The sequence below is a fragment of the Baekduia sp. genome (assembly GCF_035685985.1).
In the GTDB taxonomy this organism is placed as follows: domain Bacteria; phylum Actinomycetota; class Thermoleophilia; order Solirubrobacterales; family Solirubrobacteraceae; genus Baekduia.
On record NZ_DASRZV010000036.1, the window covers coordinates 1 to 15,091 of the forward strand.

Sequence of the window (15,091 nt, forward strand, 5' to 3'; positions counted from 1 at the left end):
CGCGCCGCCGTCAGGCGGCGCGCCGGTGCCGGTGCGCTCGCGGCAGCCGACCGCGGCGCCCGCGGCCTGACGCCCCGGCGTCAGGCCGGGGTGTGCAGGATCGCGAGGAGGCCGGCCTGCTCCTCGCTCTCGTTGCGCCAGGCGTGGCGCGTGGCCTGCTGGATGACGACGTCGCCGCCGCGCAGCACGACCTTCTCGGTGTCCAGCAGCATCGTCAGCTCGCCGTGCGTGACGTAGTCGACGTCGAAGGTCCGCGTCGTGTGGAAGCCCTCCTCGTCGAGGCCGGGCAGGTCCGGCGGCGGGCCGGTCATCTGCGACACCGGCGTGTGCGCGATGTACATGATCTTGATGCCGCCCGCGGGCGGCTCCAGCCACTCGGCGGTGGTGCCGTCCTCGACGTCGCCGATGATCGACCGGACGTGGTCCGGGGTGAAGTTGTGGACGTCGATGAACAGCTCGACCTCGAGCTCCTCGCTGGACACGACGTAGGACTTGCCCTCGTCGTTGACGCCCGTGATGACCCGCTTCAACGCGGTCTCCTCTCCGTGGGGGATCGTGACCGTCAACATACAGGTTGACGACGGTCTCGGCTAGCGCTTTGCGCGCAGGCTCCAGGCGAACGCCCCGCGGCAGACGACGGTCCCGCCGCCGGCGCTCACGCCGGCGGCAGCACCGCGCCGATCGCGGCCGCCGCGCTCGTCAGGCGCTCGGCGAAGCCCGCGACCTCGGTCGCGCCCATCGCGTCCGGCAGCCCGTACAGCGCGAGCGCCAGCGGCACGCCGCCGCCGGCGTCCCGGACCGGGGCCATGATGTTGCTCGGGGCCGTCAGGCCGTCGAACGCGGCGGGCTCGTAGGACCCGACGACGCTCGACAGCACGTCGGCGACCAGCGAGCGGTTCCGGTCGGGGCCGTCGCCGTGGCGGAAGACCGCCGCCTCGACCTCGCGGACCCGCGGGTGGTCGACCGCGATCGACCAGCCGCGCGAGCGCACGCGCTCCAGCCCCGCGCGCAGCACCGCGTCCCGCTCCGGCGACGGCTCGGGCGCGCGCGCCAGCCAGGCGTCGACCTCCGGCTCATCCGCCCAGGCGACGAAGACGCCGCCGATCGGCGGGATGTGCGGGATCCGCTGGCCCAGGCGCGTCGGCTCGGGGCGCAGGCGCGGCTCGCCGGCGCTGCCGAGGACGACCAGGTCCTCGCCGACGAGCGAGACGGCCAGCACCTCGACCCGCAGCTCGTCGGCGAGCCGCTGCATCGGCCCGCGCGCGAGGTCGACGAGGCGCAGCTGCGCGACCAGGTCGAACTCCGCGACCGCCGCGCGCGACGGCTGCGTGAAGCTGCCGTAGCCGCCCTTGAAGAACAGCAGCGGCAGGCTGCCCTGGTGCACGTCGAGGTCGCGGACGCGGCCGAGGACGATGTAGTGGTCGCCGGCCTCGGCGACGCTCTCCAGGTCGCAGTCGATCCAGGCGACCGCGCCGTCGAGCACCGGGCTTCCCGACGGGCCGGCCGCCCACGGCACGTCGCGGAACTTGTCCTCCACCTTGGCCGCCAGCGCGCGGCAGACGTCCTCCTGGTCGGCGCCGAGCACGTTGACGCAGAACGACCCGGCCGCGCGGATCTTCGGGAAGCTCGTCGAGGACCGGTCGGGCAGGAACGCGACCAGCGGCGGGTCCAGCGACACGGAGGTGAACGAGCCGACGGCCATCCCGGCGGGCCGGCCGCCGACGATCGCGGTGACGACGCACACGCCGGTCGGGTAGTGGCCGAGCACCTGCCGGAACGTCTGCGCGTCGAAGCCCGGCCGGGAGGCCACGGCGCTCATGCCCGTCGTCCGCCGTCGAGCGAGATCGAGATGCCGGTGGCGAACGACGCCTCCTCCGAGCACAGCCAGACGGCGGCGGCCGCCTGCTCCTCGGGTCGGCCGAGGCGGCCGAGCGGGATCGCGTTGACGCGCTGCGCGACGCCGTCGGTGCCGTGGGTGTAGGCCTCGAGCATCGGCGTCTGGGTCGAGCCGGGGCAGAGCGCGTTCACGCGGACGCCGTGCTTGCCGTAGTCGACGGCGGCGGCCTTGGAGAGCCCGACCACGCCGTGCTTGCTCGCCACGTAGGCGGGCATGTTCGGGACCGCGTGGAGGCCGGCGTTGGACGACGTGTTGACGATCGCCCCGCCGCCGCGCGCGACGAGGTGCGGCAGCTCGTGCTTCATGCAGAGGAAGACGCCGGTCAGGTTGACGCGCAGCATCCGGTCCCACTCCTCGAGGCCGAGGTCCTGCAGCGGGCCGTTGGCGCCCATGATCCCGGCGTTGTTGTGGGCGAAGTCGAGGCCGCCGAACGCGTCGACGACCGCGCTGACGGCCGCGGCGACCGACGGCTCGTCGCCGACGTCGACGGTGACGGGCAGCGCGCGGCCGCCGGCCGCCTCGACCAGCCGCGCGGTCTCGGCGGCCTCCTCGGCGCGGACGTCCAGGACGCCGACCGCGGCGCCGCGGGCGCCGAACGCGATCGCGCTCGCGCGGCCGATGCCGGTCCCGGCGCCGGTGACGAGGCCGACCTTGTTGGTGAAGTCGCTCATGGGCTCAGTCCTCCTGCAGGAACTCGACGATCTCGGGCACGAGCTCGCGCCAGACGGCGAAGTGCTCGTTCTTGGTCCACAGGGACCACCAGTCGTGGCTGTCCCAACGCGCGGGCGCGATCAGGCGCGAGTCGGGGATCAGGCGGTGGTACTCCTCCGACAGCTCCGGCGGATGGCTGTCGTCGCCGCCCTGGAAGATGAGGGTCTTCATCGGCAGCCCGCTCAGCTGCTCCTCGGTCATCCCGCCCGTGAGGATCTTGTCGCCCTCGGGCAGGTAGAAGCGCGCCCACTCCTTCATCCGCGCGATGAAGTCCATCGGATCCCAGGCCAGCAGCAGCTCGCGGTTGCGCGGGTTGTCCGCGATGAGCTCGGCCATCTGCGGGACCTCGGCGACCGCCTCCATCCCGCCGATCCACGCGGCGCGGATCATCGGCGTGTAGCGGCCGCCGGCGAGGATCGCCCCGGCGAACCAGCCGCCGACGGCGTTCCACACCACCAGCTTGCGGACCAGCTCGGGGTGGCCGATCGCGAAGAACAACGACATGCGCGAGCCGCCCGAGCCGCCGAGCACGTGCAGCGGCCCGAGGCCGAGGCCCTGGACCAGCTCGGCCAGGTCCTGGCGCCACATCTGCCCTTCGGAGGGGCCGTCGAAGCAGATGTCCGACCGGCCGGTGTTGCGGCGGTCCCACAGCAGCACCTGGTAGTGGCGGGACAGCTCGTGCGCCATCGGCCAGAGCTCGTCGAGCCCCGCGGTGCCGCCGGGCGTCACCACGATCGGCACGCCGCTGCCGATGATCTCGTACCGAACGCGGCCGCCGTCGCTGAGGGTGAAGAAAGCCAACCCAGGTCCTCCGTCGTCGTAGTCGAGCGGGACCATACTACGGTCAACGCAACTGTTGAAAGATCAGTCGACGATGGGCGCCGCGGCCTCGTAGGGCAGCGTGACGGCGCCGGCGACGACGCCCGGCGGGGGCGGCGTGACGCGCCCTTCGGCCGACGCGGCGGCGATCGCGGCGCGGGCGGCGGCGACGTCGCCGCCGGCCACCGCGTACAGCGCCAGGAAGCGTGAGGTGGGGGAGGGCGGCGCCGCGCTCTCGGGCGCGCCGAGCGTGTAGCGCCGGGCGCCCACGATGCTCGGCACGGCGTCGACGACCTCGCGGATGTGCGCCTGGTGCCACGCGTGGTAGGCGGCCTCGGCGCCGTCGGCCACGTCGATCGAGATGACGATCAGCCCGTCTTCCATGGGGAGAGCCTAGCGGTCGGTCGACTGGTTTCAACACCTACGTTGACTTCGCTCGAGGGCCGGGCTAGCCTCGGCCCCATGGCCGGCACCATCCAGAGCATCGACAGCATCTTGATCGGCGGCGCGTGGACCGAGCGTCCCGACCGCGATGTCATCGAGGTCACCAACCCGTCCGACGGCAGCGTCATCGCCCACGTCGCCGAGGCGACGGTCGCCGACGCCGACGCCGCGGTGGCCGCGGCGCGCCGCGCGTTCGACGACGGGCCGTGGCCGCGGATGAGCTACGACGAGCGCGCCGCGATCGTCAACGCGATCGCCGACCGGCTCGACGCCCGCGCCGACGACGTGATCCGCGCGTCGATCGCCGACCTCGGGATCCCGCGCGGCTTCGCCGAGGCCATCAACCCCTTGTTCTCGGCGATCCTGCGCGACAACGCGTCGCTGGCGGGCGAGCTGGCCGAGCGGTCCCACCAGGAGCGCACCGGCATGGGCTCGCGCGTCGTCGTGCTGCGCGAGCCGGGCGGCGTCGCCGTCTGCATCGTGCCGTGGAATGCCCCGGTGCTGCTGGCCGCCACGAAGGCGGGCGCGGCGCTGATGGCCGGCTGCACGGTCGTCGTCAAGGTCGACCCCAACGCGCCGCTCGGCGCGCTCGTGCTCGCGGAGGCGTGCGCCGAGGCCGGGCTGCCCGGGGGCGTCATCAGCTTCCTGCCCGCGGGTCGCGAGGTCGGCGAGCGCCTCGTCGCCCATCCCGACGTCGACCACGTCAGCTTCACCGGCAGCTCGGCCACGGGCCGCGCGGTGATGGCGTCGGCCGCGGCCAACCTGACCCGCGTCACCCTGGAGCTCGGCGGCAAGTCGGCGGGGATCATGCTGGAGGACATGGACCCGGCGGAGGCGCTGCCGACGCTGTTCGCCGGCTGCCTGGGCATGAGCGGCCAGATCTGCACGCTGCTGTCGCGGATCCTCGTGCCCGCCGCGCGCTACCAGGAGTGGGAGGCGGCGCTGGCGGGGTTCTACGCCGCCCAGGGCATCGGCGACGCCGACCTGGCGACGACGTCGCAGGGGCCGTTGGTCTCCGAGCGGCAGCTCGAACGCGTCGCCGCGCTGGTCGACTCGGCCCGCGCCGAGGGCGCCCGGATCGTCACCGGCGGACGGCGGCCCGAGGGGCTGACGGGCTGGTTCTACGAGCCGACGCTGATCGCCGACGTGACGCCTGAGATGCGGATCGTCCAGGAGGAGGCCTTCGGGCCGGTCACCGTGTTGATGCCCTACGACAGCGTCGACGAGGCGATCGCCATCGCCAACGCCTCCGAGTACGGGCTGGCCGGCGCGATCTTCACCCACGACCGCGACCGGGCCTTCGCCATCGGCGTCCGGCTGCGCGCGGGCGCGATCTCCTGGAACGGCTTCGGGTGCTGCCCGACGCAGCCGTTCGGCGGCTACAAGCAGTCCGGCATGGGCCGGGAGGGCGGCATCGAGGGCGTCGAGGCGTTCTTGGAGGTCAAGCAGTTCGCCAACGGCGTCGGGGTCGTCTGATCCCGTCGTTCGACGTGCGGGGCAGCACGGTGCTGGTCACCGGCGGCTCCCGCGGCCTGGGGCGGATGACGGCGGTCGGCCTGGCCGAGCGCGGCGCGCGCGTGCTCGTCACCTCGCGCGCGCCCGACGGGCCACGGGACCTCGCCGGCGCCGGCTGCGTCCCGCTCCATGCCGAGCTGGGCACCGAGGCCGGCTGCCGCGCGCTGGCCGACGCGGTCGCCGCGCGCGTCGGCGACGACGGCCTGGACGTGTTGATCAACAACGCCGGGACGACGATCGCGGCGCCGCTGGAGGCGCACGACGACGCGGTCTGGGACGCGGTCGTCGACCTCAACCTCAAGGCGGTCTTCCACCTCACGCGGATGCTGGTGCCGAGCCTGCGCGCCGCGGCGCGCCGCCGGCCCCCGGCGCGCGTGATCAACATCGGGTCGGTCAGCGGCCTCGGCGTCCCGCGGCGCGACAACTACTCCTACGTGGCCAGCAAGGGCGGCATGCACCACATGACGCGGCACCTGGCGCTGATGCTCGGGCCGGACGTCGCGTGCAACGCGATCGCGCCCGGCGTCTTCCGCACCGAGCTGAGCGAGCGGATGCCCGCCGAGTACACGGACACGCTGCTCGCCGGCACGCCCGCCGGGCGGATGGGCACGCCCGACGACCTCCTCGGCGCCATCGTCTATCTGGCCTCGCCCGCCGGGAGCTTCCTCACCGGGACCGTGCTCGCGCTCGACGGCGGCATGTCGCTGACGACGCTCGGAGCGTGAGGATGGAGCTGGACGTGGTCTACGCGACGTTCGCGCGCGCCGCGCTGCCCGAGGCCGAGGCGCTGCTCGCGGGCGCCGACCTCGACGGCGCGGAGGTCGCGCTCGGCGGCGTGCGCCGCGACCGCGCGGAGCTGTGGATCCTGCGGCCCGCGACGGCGGCCGGGGCGCTGCCCGAGCGCGCCGCGTGGGCGCGGCGGCTCGGGCTCGCCGGCGACGACGCGGCGACCGGGGCCTACCGGGCGACGCCGCTGTCGGACCGGGGCGCGGCCGGTGGCGACGGCCCGGTCATGGTCATCGCGTTCGCGCCGCCCGACGCCGCGCAGCGCGCGGAGCTGGACGACTACTACGAGCGGGAGCACGCGCCGCTGCTGCTCGCCACGCCCGGCTGGCGGCGCATCCGGCGCTGGGCGCTGGACCCGCTGGCCGGGCCGCCTTGCACGCGCCTGGCCGTCCACGACCTCGTCGACCGCGACGCCGTGCGCGACCCCGCGGTCGTCGCGAGCATGGGCACCCCGTGGTACGAGCGGCTGATGGAGCGGCCCTGGTACGCCACCGCCGGGCGGCCCCCGATCGCACGGGTGAGGACTCCCGTCATCACATGTGTTGACAGTAGTCGTCCCAAGGCATAGCGTGTGAGCCGTGACGACCACCGCTGAAGCTGTCCCGCTGGATCAGGTCGAGCTGCCGTACCTGGACACCTCGACCGACGAGTACATCCAGAACCCGTTCGAGTGCGTGCGCCGCGTCCGCGAGAGCGATCCGCGCGGCGGTCGCCTGATGCGGACCCGTCAGGGCATCGAGACGATGGCCTACGACGACGGCCGCGTCATCCTGTCCGACAAGCGGATCACGAACCCCGACGCCGGGCACTTCAAGTCGATGGGCGCGGGCCCGCTGCTCGTCGAGTACCTGTCCAACGGCAAGATGACCGCGCTGCGCGGCGAGCACCACAAGGTCCACCGCCGCCTGCTCACGCCGCCGCTGGCCGCCGGCGCCGTCGAGCGCCAGCGCGACATGTACCGGGACGCGGCCAACAAGCTGATGGGCGCCTGGGTGGAGAAGGGCGCGTGCGACCTCGTCGGCGACTTCTCCCACAACTACCCGGTCGAGATCCTCTGCCGCGCGCTCGGCGTGCCGGTCGAGGACGTGCCGATCTTCGAGCGCGTCACGCTGGACTTCGCGCTGATCAACTCGTTCCCGCTCGAGCCGGTCGTGCCGCGCATCGAGGCGGCGCTGCAGTCGCTGTCGGACTACACCGCCGAGCTGATCGCCGGCCGCAGGGACGACCGGCGCGGCGACTTCATCGACGACCTCGTCGAGTACGAGCGCACCGGCGTCATGACCGAGCGCGAGATCGTCTGGAGCCTCGTCACGCTCCTGCAGGCCGCGCACTTCACGACGCGCAACCAGACGGTCTCGATCGTCCGGGCGCTGATCGAGAGCGGGGCGTGGGACGAGGTCGTCGCCGATCCCTCGCTCGTGCCCGCCGCCGTCGAGGAGGGCATGCGCTTCTACCCGGTGATCCTCGGCATCGCCCGCGTGGTCGCCGAGGAGGGCGTCGTGCTCGACGGCGTCGCGCTGCCGGTGGGCACGATCGTCCGCTGGAACCCGATGGGCACGACGCGCGACCCCGACAAGTTCGAGGACCCGGACCGCTTCGACCTGCGGCGCGAGGTCAAGGGCCGCATGCCGTTCGGCTGGGGCCTGCACAAGTGCCTCGGCCAGCACATGGCGCGCTCCGACATGGAGGTCGCGATCGAGGTGCTGACCCAGACGCTGAAGCGCCCGCGCATCACCGAGCCCGTCACGATGGTGGCCACCGGAGCCCTCTGGGGCCCCGGCGCGCTGCGGCTGGCCTTTGACGTCTGAGGCCGTCACCGCCGGGACGGCGCTCAGCGGCGCGGACGACCTGCTGGTCCACCAGCTGGCGCGGCCGTTCGCGCAGGTCGCCGAGCGGTCGCCGAGCTGGTTCGACCGGTTCTACTTCAACCTGCACGCGCCCGGCCCGGGGCCGTCGCTGGTGCTCGGCGCGGGCCGCTACGCCAACGCCGGCGTCATGGACGGCTACGCATGCCTGGTCGTCGACGGCCAGCAGCGCAACCTGCGCGTCGCGCGGCGGGTCGGCCCGGGCGAGGCGCCGACGTCGATCGGCCCGCTGACCTGGGACGTCCTGGAGCCGCTGCGCCGCTGGCGCCTGGTCGTCAACGGCGGCGTGGAGGGCTTCTCGCTCGACGTGGTCTACACCGCGCGCGCCCAGCCGTACCTCGTCGAGCCGATCGCGGTCGCCCACGCCGACGGCCCGCCGACCGAGTTCTCGCACTTCTTCCAGCCCGGCCGCTACGAGGGCGAGCTGCGCGTCGACGGCGTCGTGCACGACGTCGCCGGGTGGTGGGGGATGCGCGACCGCTCGTGGGGCGTGCGCCGCACGCAGGAGCGTCTCGGCCTGCACCTCTGGGGCGGCGCCCAGCTGGAGGACCGCTGCATCGCCGTGCTCTACAACGAGGGCCGCGACGGACGACCCGTCCATGTCGACGGCGCGGTGCTGCCCGAGGGCGGCGGCGCGCCGGAGCCGATCGTCGCCGTCGAGCACGACCTGCGCACGGACGCGCGCGGCGAGTTCACCGATGGCCGCGTCCGCGCGCGCCTGGCCACCGGCGAGGCGATCGACGTCGACTGGGCCGCGCTGGCGCCCGGGATCTACATGGCGCCGGCGGGATACGGCGGCTGGCACGGCCAGGATCGCGGCGCGCTGCACGTCGAGCACGAGCGGATGGCGCTGGGCGAGTCCGTCGTGCTGCGCGACATGTCGCTGGCGCTGACCGACAAGCTCTGCTCCTGCCGCGTCGGCGAGGAGGCCGGCACCGGCATCTTCGAGCTGGCGATCTCCCGGAGCAGGTCCTACACCTACCGCCCGACGCTGACGGGCTGATGGACCTCGAGGCGTCCGCGCGCCGGCTCGAGGCGCACCTCAACGCGTGCGGGCACGTCTGCCGCGTCACCGAGTTCGCCCCGCTGGGCGGCGGGCGGTCCGCCACGTCGGTCCGCGTTCGGCTGGACGACGGCGGCGGGGCGATGAACGTCGTGCTGCACCTCCACCCGGAGGGCGGGCCGCTCGCGGGGATGACGAGCGTCGCGCAGCAGCACGCGCTCCTGTGCGCGCTGGAGGCGACCGAGGTGCCCGCGCCGCACGCGCTCTGGGAGGTCCCGGCGGAGGTGCTGGGACGCGAGGGCTACATCACCGACTACCAGCCCGGCGACGTGCCCGACCCGTTCAGCCGGTCCGGGCGCGAGTACCTCGCCGGCCATCCGCCCAACGGCCCGCTGGCGGAGGACTTCCTGGCCTGCCTGTGCGCGGTCCACCGCGTGCGGCCCGAGCCGGCGGCCGCCGCGCTCGGGCAGCCGCTGGACGGCGGCGCGCCGCACGCCGTGCGCGAGCACCGGCGGTGGGCCGAGGTGCTCCGCGCCGCGCCGGCGTTCGCCGACGACCCGCTGCTGGCCTACGCCGACGCCTGGCTCGCGAGCACGGCCCCGGCGCCGGTCGCGCCGCGCCTGGCGCACTGCGACTACCGCGTCGGCAACGTGGTGATCGTCGGCGAGCGGATCGCGTCGGTGCTCGACTGGGAGCTGGCCGAGCTGGGCGACCCGCTCTACGACCTCGGCGCCGCCTGCTCTCCGGCGCTGCGCACCAACGGCCTGGCCTGCGGCCTGTGGGAGCCCGACGCGCTGGTTCGACGCTACGAGGAGCGCATGGAGCGCGACGTGCCACCCGTCGCCCTGCGCTACTTCGCCGTGCTCGCCACCTTCAAGGTCGTGTGCCTGTGGATCAACGCCAGCCGCCCGTTCAGCGACGGCGCCGACGACCTGACCGCGCTGCGCGCGGGCTTCAGCGCGCTGGAGAGCCGGCCGATGCTCGCGGAGGCGCTCGGGCTGCCGGCCGGGACGGGGTCGTCGTCCGACGGGGACGGCGACCGTGCCATCGCCGTCGTCCAACGCGCCGTGCGCGACGCCGCGCGCACCGGCGGCGGCGAGCTGCGGCTGAGCGCCGCGGTCCTGCGCGGGATGGCGCGCCCGCGCGGCGACCTGCGGCCGTCCTTCGCCGACGACGTCGAGGACCTGGCGCGCGACGCCGGCGCGCCGCCGTCCACCGGCCTGGCCGCGCTGGCCCGGAGGCTGCTGGACGACGCCGCCTTCGCCGCCGACCTGCACGACCCGCGCCACCAGCGGCTGCGCCGGCTCGTCGCCGAGGCCGGCAACAGCGACCCGGCCGGCTGGCCGCCGCGCACGCCCGCGGGCTGACCAAGACCTACAGGTCGAGGACCAGCCGCGGGGTCCGCGCGCGCGAGCAGCAGATCATCATGACCTCGCCCGACGCCTGCTCGCTCGCGCTGAGCACCGAGTCGCGGTGGTCGGGCACGCCCTCCAGCACGGCGGTCTCGCACGTGCCGCAGGTGCCCTCGCGGCACGACGTGTCGACGTCGACGCCCGCGGCCTCGATCGCGTCGGCGATCGTCTCGTCCGGGCCGACGGCGATCGTGATCCCGCTCTCCTGGAGGACGACCTCGAAGGCGGTGGCGGCGCCCTCCAGGGCACCGTCCTTGGGCGCGAAGCGCTCCAGGTGCAGCGCGCCCGCGGGCCAGCGCTCGGCGCGGGCCTCCACGGCCGCCAGCAGCCCCTCGGGCCCGCAGCAGTAGATCGCGGTGCCGTCGGCGGGCGGGCCGAGGAAGGCGTCGAGGTCCAGCAGCCCATGCTCGTCCTGTGGCCACAGCACGACGTCGCCGCCCAGCGCGGCCAGCTCGTCGACGAAGGCCATCGAGCCACGCCGCCGGCCGCCGTAGAGCAGCCGCCACGGGCGTCCCTCCGCGGACAGGCGGGCGAGCATCGGCAGGATCGGCGTGATGCCGATGCCGCCCGCGACGAACCGGTAGGCGTCGGCCTCGACCAGGTTGAAGTGGTTGCGTGGGCCGCGGACCGTCAGCCGGTCACCAGCGGCAACGGAGGTGTGGACGAACGCGGATCCGCCGCGGCTCTCGGGCTCGCGCAGGACGGCGATCCGCCACGCGTCGCGCGCCTCCGGCGCGCCGCACAGCGAGTACTGGCGCTCGAGGTCCCCGCCGAGCAGGAGATCCACGTGCGCCCCGGGCTCCCAGGGCGGAAGCGCGTCCGCGCCGGTCGGCCCGAGCCGCAGCGAGAGCACGCCGTCGGCCTCGCGATCCACCGAGAGGACCTCGGTCTCGATCTCCCGCACCGTCATCGCCACGACGGTAGTCGGCGTTCGGCGCTCCGTCAACAAAGATGTTGAAACAGCCGTGGCGATGCGTTAGCGTCGCGGAATGACCGACCTGCAAGTGGCCGCGCCGGCCGCGTCCGCCCGGCGCGTCGCCGTCAAGAGGATCGACTGCGACGTCCATCTGACGCCGATGCCCGCGACGCTCGTGGACTTCATGCCGCGTGACGTCCTCGACACGGTCATGCGCAAGGACCTCCGGCGGCTGATCCCGCGGTCGTGCTACCTGCTGCTCGGCGAGGGCCTGCGCCAGGACGCGTGGGGCCCGGACGGCGAGGTGCCCGGCACGCACAAGGAGACCGTCAAGCGCCAGCTCTGGGGCGAGGCGAAGATGGACTTCGGGTTCATGACGCCCTTGGTCGGCGTCGGCGCGGACCCGGCCGTCAACCTCGCGATCATGCGCGGCCTCAACGCCTGGCAGGCCGAGACGTGGCTCAACGAGGACAACTTGCGCTTCTTCGGCTCGATCTGCGTCCCCGTCGACAACGTCCCCGGCGCGATCGCCGAGATCGAGCGCTGGGCCGGGCACGAGGGCTTCCGGCAGATCCTGATCCAGCCCGACGGCGACCGCCCGTTCGGCCACCCCAGCTACCTCCCGCTGTGGGAGACGGCGGCGCGACATCGGCTGCCCGTCGCCATGCACTTCAACGAGAGCAACCGGCTGCAGATGGGGATCACGCCCACCGGGCGCTTCACCACGTACTTCGAGTACCACGCGATCTCGCACCCGCTGGAGTACGCCGCGCACCTGACGAGCTGGATCACGGCCGGCACGTTCGCGCGGCTGCCCGAGTTCAAGGTGGTGTTCGTGGAGGGCGGCTTCCTCTGGCACCGCCCGTTGATCGCCCGCATGAGCCGGCAGTGGGAGGCCAAGCGCGGCTTCCTGGCCGAGGCCACCAAGAGCCCGCTGGAGTGCCTGCGCGACCAGGTCCGCTTCTCCAGCCAGCCGCTGGAGAGCGCGGTCCGGCCCAAGGAGCTGGCCGCCTACCTGCGCGCGGCCGAGGCCGACAAGCTGCTGATGTTCGCGACCGACTACCCGCACTACGACTTCGACGACCCCGACGTGGCGCTCCCGCCCGCGGTCGACGACGCGCTGCGCGGCCGCATCATGAGCGAGAACGCGCGCGAGTTCTACAACCTGCCGGCGACCCGCCCCGGCGGCCCGTACGACGAGGTCGACGCCTGATGGTCGTCGACGCGGCGGTGCACCCGTCGATCTCCACCGAGGAGTACCTGCGGCGCCTGCCCGGGCCGTGGCGCGACCACAACATGGGGTTGCCGACGCCGCTGGGCCGGCTCTGGGAGACGCCGATCGACGAGGTGGCGGACCTCGCCGCGGCCGGCGATCCCGAGCGCGTCGCCGAGGCGGTCTTCGGCGCCGGCGACGTCGACGCGGCGATCCTGACGCCGCTGACCCGCGGCATCCTGCCCAACCGCCTGCACGCCACGGCTGTCGCCGCCGCCACCAACGACTGGCTGGCCGAGGCGTTCCTGGACGGCTCGGCGGACGAGCGCTTCTACGGGTCGATCCGCGTCGCGGTGACCGACGTCGAGGGCGCGGTCCGGGAGATCGAGCGCTGGGCCGGGAACCCGCGCTTCGTGCAGGTCGCGGTCGGGCTGCGCGCGTTCGCGCACTTCGGCGAGGAGCAGTACCTGCCGATCTGGGAGGCGGCCGCCGCGCACGGCCTTCCGGTCTACGTCCAGGACGACCTCGCCAACGCCGCCGAGATGTGGCACTCGGTCGCGGGCCAGCCTGTGCACTGGGCCGAGGCCGACACGCTGCGCGCGCTGACCGCCATCGTGCAGATGGCCAGCGTCATGGGCAGCGGCCTCTACGAGCGGCTTCCCGACCTGCGGTTCATCTTCGGCGACGGCGGCCTGGACCTCGCGCCGACGCTGCTGTGGCGCCTGAACAACGACTGGCGCGCCGGCCGGGTCGAGGTGCCGTGGATCGAGGAGCTGCCGAGCACGCTCGTCCAGCGCTACGCGCGGTTCGTCTGCTCCTACACCGACGGGCGCCCGGACGGCGAGACGCTCGACCCCGAGCTGGTCGCCGTCACGCGGCCCGGCACGCTGGCGATCTACGGCAGCCACCATCCGCACTGGGACGGCGCGACGCGCGCCGAGGCGACCGAAGGGCTGGGCGACGAGGACGCCGCGCGCGTGCTCGCGGGCAACGCGCTGGAGACGATCCCGCGCCTGGCCGCCGCGCTCGGCGTCGAGGTGGCGGCATGACGCGCTTCGTCGTCGGGCCCGCGCGCGAGATCCCGCCCGGGGCGGTGCGCGTCGTGCACCCCGAGTCCGAGCGGGCCGGCATCGGCGTCTTCAACGTCGACGGCGAGTTCTACGCCTTGCGCAACCACTGCCCGCACATGGGCGCGCCGCTGTGCAGCGGCTCGATCAAGGGCACCGGCGCGGCGCGGGCGCGCGCGTCGGGGGCGTTCGAGGTCGAGTGGACGCGCGAGGGCGAGATCATCACCTGCCCCTGGCACCACTGGGAGTTCGAGATCAAGAGCGGGCGGACGATCTTCCCGTCCAAGAGCCGCGTGCGGCGCTACGACGTGGAGCTGGAGGAGCCGGCGCCCGGCAGCGCGCTCGAGGCGCGGCTGAGGCGGGGCGTCGAGACGGTGCCGGTCGTCGTCGAGGACGACGCCACGGTCGTGCTGCTGCTGGGCGGTGGGGGAGCATGAGCGACAGCTCGTCGCCGCCCGACGCCGAGGCCGTCCCGGACTACGCCGCGATGGGCCGCCTGGACGGCCGCGGCGTGCTGGTCGCCGGCGCCGGGGCCGGCATCGGGCGCCAGACCGCGCACGCGCTCGCCGCGGTCGGCGCGCGCGTCGGCTGCGTCGACCTGACGCCCGCGCTGGCCGCGGGCGTCGCGGACGAGGTCGGCGGCGTCGCGCTGGTCGGCGACATCGCCGACGAGGACGACCTCGCGCGCCTGCTGGCGCAGGCCCGCGCGGCGCTCGGGCCGATCACGGGGATCGTCGACATCGTCGGCGGCGCCCGCTTCGTCGACATCATCGACTCGACGCTCGCCGACTGGGAGCAGTCGCAGCACGTCAACCTGCGCCACGCGCTCCTGCTCGCGCGCCTGGGCTCGGCGGCGATGGCCGCCGACGGCGGCGGGTCGTTGGTGTACATCTCGTCCTACGACGGCATGTCGGGCTCGGCGCACCACGCGTTCTACGGCATGGCGAAGGCCGCGCTGCTGTCGCTGGTGCGCAGCGCGGCGGTCGAGCAGGGCGAGCTGGGCGTGCGCGTCAACGCGGTCTCGCCCGGCATCGTCTGGACGCCGCGCATGGGCGCGGTCATCGGCGACGACTACCCGCGGTGGGCCGGCCTCGGGCCGCTCGGCCGCACGGCGCTGCCCAGCGACGTCGCCGCCGCCGCGCTGTTCCTGATCTCCGACCTCTCGGCCTACGTCACCGGGCAGAACCTGCTGCTCGACGGCGGCGTCGACGTCGTGTCGCCGTACCCGATCGGCGACCTGTACCGCAAGGCGAACGCCGCGAAAGGAGCTGGTGCATCGTGAAGACCAAGCTGGACTGCCCGTGCGGGGAGCGGATCACAGGCTCCGACGAGGACGAGCTGGTGGCCAACGTGCAGGCCCACCTGGCCGCCGAGCATCCCGACCACCAATACACGCGCGAAGAGATCCTGATGGTCGCTCACGCCTGAGCGGACCGCCACGAC

At 74.0% G+C, this 15,091-nt stretch carries 17 protein-coding genes; 11 read left to right on the forward strand and 6 right to left on the reverse strand.

All coding sequences use genetic code 11. The features are described from left to right. Positions 1–80: 80 nt before the first annotated feature. The 5 genes from VFG42_RS24295 to VFG42_RS24315 all read right to left on the reverse strand — a co-directional run bounded on the left by VFG42_RS24295 (position 81) and on the right by VFG42_RS24315 (position 3,811). The gene (locus VFG42_RS24295; protein WP_324911429.1) at positions 81–530 is read right to left on the reverse strand and encodes a hypothetical protein; all 450 of its coding nucleotides are present in this window, start codon (positions 528–530) and stop codon (positions 81–83) included. A gap of 125 nt (positions 531–655) precedes the next feature. Then, complete coding sequence (locus VFG42_RS24300; RefSeq protein ID WP_324911430.1) at positions 656–1,819, reverse strand: flavin reductase; 1,164 nt, start codon at positions 1,817–1,819, stop codon at positions 656–658. Further along, the gene (locus VFG42_RS24305) at positions 1,816–2,568 is read right to left on the reverse strand and encodes a glucose 1-dehydrogenase (protein WP_324911431.1); all 753 of its coding nucleotides are present in this window, start codon (positions 2,566–2,568) and stop codon (positions 1,816–1,818) included. The genes VFG42_RS24300 and VFG42_RS24305 overlap by 4 nt, the downstream gene beginning before the upstream one ends. Positions 2,569–2,572: 4 nt before the next feature. Continuing rightward, a complete protein-coding gene (locus VFG42_RS24310; RefSeq protein WP_324911432.1) occupies positions 2,573–3,409 on the reverse strand; it encodes an alpha/beta hydrolase in 837 nt (278 codons plus the stop codon). 63 nt (positions 3,410–3,472) lie between these two features. Then, positions 3,473–3,811: a hypothetical protein gene (locus tag VFG42_RS24315; RefSeq protein WP_324911433.1), complete on the reverse strand. Its 339-nt coding sequence runs from the start codon at positions 3,809–3,811 to the stop codon at positions 3,473–3,475. Between the two features lie 78 nt (positions 3,812–3,889). Here VFG42_RS24315 and VFG42_RS24320 point away from each other — a divergent pair, with 78 nt between their 5' ends. The 6 genes from VFG42_RS24320 to VFG42_RS24345 are packed head-to-tail and all read left to right on the forward strand — an operon-like array spanning position 3,890 to position 10,407. Next, the gene (locus VFG42_RS24320; protein ID WP_324911434.1) at positions 3,890–5,347 is read left to right on the forward strand and encodes an aldehyde dehydrogenase family protein; all 1,458 of its coding nucleotides are present in this window, start codon (positions 3,890–3,892) and stop codon (positions 5,345–5,347) included. 14 nt (positions 5,348–5,361) lie between these two features. Continuing rightward, positions 5,362–6,111 (forward strand): SDR family NAD(P)-dependent oxidoreductase, encoded by a 750-nt coding sequence (locus VFG42_RS24325; protein ID WP_324911435.1) that lies wholly within the window; start codon positions 5,362–5,364, stop codon positions 6,109–6,111. Next, positions 6,108–6,740: a hypothetical protein gene (locus VFG42_RS24330; RefSeq protein ID WP_324911436.1), complete on the forward strand. Its 633-nt coding sequence runs from the start codon at positions 6,108–6,110 to the stop codon at positions 6,738–6,740. Before VFG42_RS24325 ends, VFG42_RS24330 begins: the two co-directional genes overlap by 4 nt. 10 nt (positions 6,741–6,750) lie before the next feature. Then, complete coding sequence (locus tag VFG42_RS24335; RefSeq protein ID WP_324911437.1) at positions 6,751–7,980, forward strand: cytochrome P450; 1,230 nt, start codon at positions 6,751–6,753, stop codon at positions 7,978–7,980. Beyond that, on the forward strand, positions 7,970–9,040 hold the full coding sequence (locus VFG42_RS24340; RefSeq protein WP_324911438.1) for a hypothetical protein: 1,071 nt from the start codon (positions 7,970–7,972) through the stop codon (positions 9,038–9,040). The genes VFG42_RS24335 and VFG42_RS24340 overlap by 11 nt, the downstream gene beginning before the upstream one ends. After that, on the forward strand, positions 9,040–10,407 hold the full coding sequence (locus VFG42_RS24345; protein ID WP_324911439.1) for a phosphotransferase family protein: 1,368 nt from the start codon (positions 9,040–9,042) through the stop codon (positions 10,405–10,407). The genes VFG42_RS24340 and VFG42_RS24345 overlap by 1 nt, the downstream gene beginning before the upstream one ends. 7 nt (positions 10,408–10,414) lie before the next feature. On the opposite strand, the gene VFG42_RS24350 is transcribed toward VFG42_RS24345, so the two are convergent. Continuing rightward, on the reverse strand, positions 10,415–11,362 hold the full coding sequence (locus VFG42_RS24350; protein WP_324911440.1) for a PDR/VanB family oxidoreductase: 948 nt from the start codon (positions 11,360–11,362) through the stop codon (positions 10,415–10,417). Between the two features lie 79 nt (positions 11,363–11,441). Here VFG42_RS24350 and VFG42_RS24355 point away from each other — a divergent pair, with 79 nt between their 5' ends. From VFG42_RS24355 to VFG42_RS24375, 5 genes are read left to right on the forward strand one after another with little or no spacing between them, the layout of a single operon-like run. Continuing rightward, a complete protein-coding gene (locus VFG42_RS24355) occupies positions 11,442–12,581 on the forward strand; it encodes an amidohydrolase family protein (protein ID WP_324911441.1) in 1,140 nt (379 codons plus the stop codon). Further along, positions 12,581–13,630, forward strand: coding sequence for an amidohydrolase family protein (locus VFG42_RS24360; RefSeq protein ID WP_324911442.1), 1,050 nt, complete (start codon positions 12,581–12,583; stop codon positions 13,628–13,630). The genes VFG42_RS24355 and VFG42_RS24360 overlap by 1 nt, the downstream gene beginning before the upstream one ends. Beyond that, entirely contained in the window at positions 13,627–14,085 is a 459-nt protein-coding gene (locus tag VFG42_RS24365) for a Rieske (2Fe-2S) protein (protein WP_324911443.1), read from the forward strand. The genes VFG42_RS24360 and VFG42_RS24365 overlap by 4 nt, the downstream gene beginning before the upstream one ends. Further along, the gene (locus VFG42_RS24370) at positions 14,082–14,930 is read left to right on the forward strand and encodes an SDR family NAD(P)-dependent oxidoreductase (protein ID WP_324911444.1); all 849 of its coding nucleotides are present in this window, start codon (positions 14,082–14,084) and stop codon (positions 14,928–14,930) included. The genes VFG42_RS24365 and VFG42_RS24370 overlap by 4 nt, the downstream gene beginning before the upstream one ends. Next, complete coding sequence (locus VFG42_RS24375; protein ID WP_324911445.1) at positions 14,927–15,076, forward strand: DUF1059 domain-containing protein; 150 nt, start codon at positions 14,927–14,929, stop codon at positions 15,074–15,076. Before VFG42_RS24370 ends, VFG42_RS24375 begins: the two co-directional genes overlap by 4 nt. Positions 15,077–15,091: the final 15 nt, after the last annotated feature.